Source organism: Aeromicrobium sp. (genome assembly GCF_036676885.1).
GTDB lineage: Bacteria > Actinomycetota > Actinomycetes > Propionibacteriales > Nocardioidaceae > Aeromicrobium.
The window spans coordinates 1-4,786 of sequence record NZ_JAKFCB010000036.1 but is presented as its reverse complement, the minus strand read 5'-3'; the positions used below and the strand labels follow the sequence as shown (position 1 = coordinate 4,786).

Below are 4,786 nucleotides of genomic sequence, written 5' to 3'. Positions count from 1 at the left end.
GGCCGCGCGCAACCGTCGTACGGCCGGATGGGCCGGCGACGTCTTCAAGATCGCCGACATCCTCCGCACCTACCGGCCCGATCTCACGATCATCCCGGTCAACACCTCGCCGACCGGAACGGCTGTCGTCCTCGGCCTCGACCCGGCGTCGCGAGTGCTTGACGACAACTACGACGCCGCGCTCGCACTGTGCCTCGCTCCCGACCCGCAGGTCGTCCCCGAGGAGACCCTCAGTCGCATCCACGCGGTCGACCCGGTGACGCTGATGGCCGCCCCGGTGTGGGACCAGCTCGTCGGACTCCGCAACAAGACCGGCAACCGCGCCGCCCTCGACCGGGCGATCGCCACCCTGACGGTGTGACCGGGAGCGCAGTCGTCTCGAACGCGCGTGGGCTGCTCGGCCGCGTGCTGCACGGGCATGGGGTCGCGGTGCGCATCACGGAGGTCGAGGCGTACGGCGGGATCAACGACCCGGCGTCTCATGCGTACACCAGGACGGCGCGATCCGAGATCATGTACGGCGCTCCGTGGCGGCTGTACGTCTACCGGTCGTACGGCATGCATTTTTGCGCCAACGTCGTCACCGGGCCGACCGAGGAGGCCTCAGCCGTCCTGGTCCGGGCCGGACAGGTCGTCGGCGGCATCGAGACGGCACGCATGCGACGGCCTGCCGTCAAGGACGTAGCGCTCGCCCGTGGCCCCGGCAACCTCGCGAGGGCACTGGGCCTGTCGCTCGACGACCTCGGCACCGACCTGCTGGGCTCCGACGGCGTACGCCTGGGGGAGCCGCCGGCGACGACGCCCGACATCAGCTCAGGCCCGCGCGTCGGTGTGTCCAAGGCCGCTGACGTGCTGTGGCGCTTCTGGATCACCGGCGACCCGACGGTCTCCGCATACCGCCGTAGCCCTCGGGCGTGACAACTCGTCACCAACGCGAATATTCTGAAACTATCTTCCGCGAAACTGTCGTATCCGGTGTCTAGCGTTCGTGGAGTTGGTGGAAGCACCCACCACGACCGAGGAGACATCCCCATGCCTGACCTGAAGAGCCGCTGGCTCGCCCTCTACGTACTCTGCCTCGGCGACCTGATGATCGTGCTCGACTCGAGCATCGTCAACGTCGCCCTCCCGTCCATCCAGACCGACCTCGGCTTCTCCCAAGCGGCGCTCGCCTGGGTCGTCAACGCCTACCTGCTGACCTTCGGCGGATTCCTCCTTCTCTCGGGACGCTTCGGCGACCTGCTCGGCAACAAGCGGGTCTTCCTGAGCGGCATCGTGGCGTTCACGGTCGCATCGATCGGCTGCGGGCTCGCTCCGTCGGCGGAGCTGCTCGTCGTGGGCCGCGCGATCCAGGGCCTCGGCGGAGCCGCCGTCTCGGCGGTTGCGCTGGCGCTGATCATGGGCTTGTTCACCGAGCCCGGCGAACGCGCCAAGGCCATGGGAGTCTTCGGCTTCGTCATGTCGGGCGGCGGCGCCGTCGGCGTCCTCCTCGGTGGAGTCCTGACCGGGCTGTTTTCCTGGAACTGGATCTTCCTGGTCAACGTGCCCATCGGCATCGCCGTGTGGATCGCCGCGCGGCGCGTGCTGCCCGCAGACGACGTCGTGGTCGAGAAGTCCCGCCTCGACATCGCCGGCGCGGTGATGGTGACCGCGGCGCTGATGCTGAGCGTCTACGCGATCGTCGGCGGCAACGAGGCCGGCTGGACCTCGGCCCGGACGCTGGTCATGCTCGGCGGTGGACTCGCGCTGATGGTCGCCTTCATCGTCCGCGAGGCCAAGATCGCCAACCCACTGGTGCCGCTGCGGCTCTTCGCACTCCGCAACGTGTCGGTCTCGCAGGTCGTCGGCGTGCTCTGGGCCGCGGCGATGTTCGCCTGGTTCTTCCTCGCCGCGATCTACCTCCAGAAGGTGCTGCACTACGACGCGCTCGACGTCGGCCTGGCGTTCATCCCGACCAGCGTCGTGATGGCCTACTGCTCGCTCCGGGTCTCCGACAAGCTGGTCATGCGTTTCGGCATCCGGCCGCCGCTCACGGTGGGCCTGTTGATGGCCGCGGCCAGCCTGGGCCTGTTCTCGCGGGCACCCGTGGACGGCAGCTTCGTGCTCGACGTACTGCCGTCGATGATCCTGCTCGGAGCCGGCGCGGGCATCGCCTTCAACCCCGTCCTGCTCGCCGCGATGGGCGACGTGGAGCCGCACGAGGCAGGACTCGCCTCCGGTGTCGTCAACACGTCGTTCATGATGGGCGGCGCACTCGGCCTGGCGGTGCTGGTCAGCATCTCCACGGCCCGCAACGAGAGCCTGCTCGCCGGCGGCGCGTCGAAGGTCGAGGCACTCAACGGCGGACTGCAGATGGCGTTCGCCGCCGGCGCCATCGCGGCCCTGCTGGCCGCGATCGTCGGTGGTGTGTTCCTCCGGCCCAAGCCCATGGCCGACATGTCGGATCCAGATGCTCTGGAGCCGGCCGCGGCCTAGCCGCAACGCCTGAGCGCCGCTACCGCTGGTCGGTCGACCACCGGTAGCGGCGCTCAGGCCGTCCGGCGTTGCCGTAGTTGAGGCGTACGACAGCACGGCCCTCGTCGACGAAGTACTCGAGGTAGCGGCGTGCACTGACTCGTGAGACGCCGACCCGCTCACCGCACTCGGTCGCGGACAGCTCTCCGGCCTCCTGCAGGGCGCTGCCGACCAGGTTGGCCGTCTCGTGGCTGAGTCCCTTCGGCAGCGGCAGGTCCGCAGGCTGTGCCGTGCCGAACACGCGATCGATCGACTCCTGGTCGGCCTCGCCCTTCTCCAGCAGGGCCAGCGTGTCGCGTACGCGCATGAGCCGGGCCGCGAGGTCGGGATACTCGAACGGCTTGACCAGGTACTGCATCGCGCCGCCGTGCAGCGCAGTGCGTACGACATCTGCGTCCCGGTCGGCCGTGACCATCACGACGCCCGCGACATTGCCCGACGCGCGCAGCGTCTGCAGGACGTCGAGGCCACTCATGTCGGGCAGGTGCACGTCGAGCAGGATCAGCTCGGGGCTCAGCTCGTCGACGAGCCGCAGTGCCTCCTCACCGTTGCGGGCGACGCCGACGACGGTGAACCCCGCCGTCTTCTCGACGAACCGGGCATGGATTCCGGCGACCATGAAGTCGTCGTCGACCACGAGCACCCCGATCACGAGGCGCCTCCGCTCAGCGGGAGCTCGACCCGGAACGTCGTGCCGTGCTCCTGCTCGACCGTGACGCGGCCCCCACGCTGCGTGCAGATCAGCTGCACGAGCGGCAGGCCGATACCCCGACCGCCCAGCACATCGGGCTTGGTCGAGAAGCCCCGGACGAAGATCGCGTCGCGCATCTCCCCGGGTATGCCCGGCCCGTTGTCGTGGACCTCGAGCACGAGACGGCCCCCATCGACGCGCATGTCGACGACGACTTCGGGAACCGGCTCGGACCGGCAAGCGTCGATCGCGTTGTCCACGAGGTTGCCGACGACCGTGGTGAGGTCCGCCGACTCCGCGGCAGTCAGCTCGGGCAGCAGGGCCTCCGGGCTCAGCGTCAGGGACACGCCGGCCTCGGCCGCGACGCTGGACTTGGCGATCAGCAGCGCCGCAACCGCGGGGTCGGCGATGCGACTGGTGACCTCGTCGGTGATCTCGGCGCGACGACGCGTCAAGGTGCCCACCAACGCGGTCACCTCGTCATACTCCTGGAGCTGTACGAGTCCCGAGATCGTGTGCAGCTGGTTGGCGAACTCGTGGGTCTGGGCGCGGAGGGTGTCGGTGATCGACAGGTTCGAGCTGAGCTGGCTCTGCATCGAGACGAGCTCGGTCCGGTCGCGCATGGTCGTGACGGTACCGATGCCCTCGCCGTGGCTCGACGCCGAGCGTTGGTTGAACACCAGCACCCGCTCGCCGACGAGGACCACGGCGTCCTGGCTTCCGCTCCCGGCGGTCAGCAGCTGGGAGACCTGCGGGTCGAGATCGAGGTCCGTGACCGGCCGGCCGACGACGTCGGGACCGAGGTTCAGCAGGGCCCGTGCGCTGTCGTTGACCATCGTCACCTTGCCGTCGGTGCCGACCGCGATGACCCCCTCGCGGATGCTGTGCAGGAGGGCCTCGCGGTGGTCCGCGAGCGTGGCGATCTCATGCGGCTCGAGGCCGCGCGTGCGCCGCTTGATGAGCCTGGCCAGGAGCAGGGATCCGGCGATTCCGAGCAGCGCGCCGACGCCGAGGAACAGTGCCAGGTCGGGCGCGGCGTTCGTGAGGCGATCCCAGGTCGACGGATAGCGCTGTTGGGCGATCGAGAGCCCGACGAGCTCGCCGTCGTCGTTGAGGATGGGTGCGTGCCCCGCCACGGCGTCGTGGCCCTTGTCGTCGACGTCGCCGACCCACCCACGCCCTTCGCGTACGCGACTGTCACCGAGGTCGATCCGCGAGCCCACCAGGCGAGGATCCGACGAGGACAGCACGACACCGTCGGGATCGGCGATCGTCACCTCGGTCGCACCCGAGAGGCTGAGCGCCCGGCTGATCGACGGCGCCAGGGCGCTGGCCGGTGTGGGGCTGTCGATCTCGGAGCGTACGACCGAGATGTTCGCGAGGTACTCCGCGACCGAGCGCATCTGCGACCCGCGCTCGCTGGCGAACGTCATGGTCGACTGGCGAACCGAGATCGCAGCCACGATCGCGAGGACGAGGGCGACAACGACCAGCTGCAGGGCGAGGAACTGCCCGGCGAGTGTCAGCCGATGCCGGCGCGGTGACCACAAAGAACACAACCTCCTTTGGTTCCGCAATAGT

The 4,786-nt window shown here is 69.2% G+C and carries 4 protein-coding genes and 1 pseudogene; 3 read left to right on the top strand and 2 right to left on the bottom strand.

The features are described 5' to 3' along the window. The 3 genes and pseudogenes from V6M46_RS01990 to V6M46_RS01980 all read left to right on the top strand — a co-directional run. Positions 1 to 361 (top strand): annotated as a pseudogene (locus V6M46_RS01990) (class I SAM-dependent methyltransferase); the annotation flags it as partial. Further along, complete coding sequence (locus tag V6M46_RS01985; RefSeq protein ID WP_332662058.1) at positions 358 to 918, top strand: DNA-3-methyladenine glycosylase; 561 nt, start codon at positions 358 to 360, stop codon at positions 916 to 918. The pseudogene V6M46_RS01990 and the gene V6M46_RS01985, both read left to right, overlap by 4 nt. A gap of 114 nt (positions 919 to 1,032) precedes the next feature. Further along, positions 1,033 to 2,475 (top strand): DHA2 family efflux MFS transporter permease subunit, encoded by a 1,443-nt coding sequence (locus V6M46_RS01980; protein ID WP_332662057.1) that lies wholly within the window; start codon positions 1,033 to 1,035, stop codon positions 2,473 to 2,475. A gap of 19 nt (positions 2,476 to 2,494) precedes the next feature. Here V6M46_RS01980 and V6M46_RS01975 read toward each other — a convergent pair whose 3' ends face one another. Next, a complete protein-coding gene (locus V6M46_RS01975) occupies positions 2,495 to 3,166 on the bottom strand; it encodes a response regulator (RefSeq protein WP_332662056.1) in 672 nt (223 codons plus the stop codon). Continuing rightward, on the bottom strand, positions 3,163 to 4,755 hold the full coding sequence (locus V6M46_RS01970; protein WP_332662055.1) for a sensor histidine kinase: 1,593 nt from the start codon (positions 4,753 to 4,755) through the stop codon (positions 3,163 to 3,165). Before V6M46_RS01970 ends, V6M46_RS01975 begins: the two co-directional genes overlap by 4 nt. Positions 4,756 to 4,786 lie beyond the last annotated feature (31 nt).

Bases quoted from the DNA above. Each gene is read 5' to 3' on its own strand.
- V6M46_RS01980 (WP_332662057.1), top strand. From the start codon at position 1,033: ATGCCTGACCTGAAGAGCCGCTGGCTCGCCCTCTACGTACTCTGCCTC.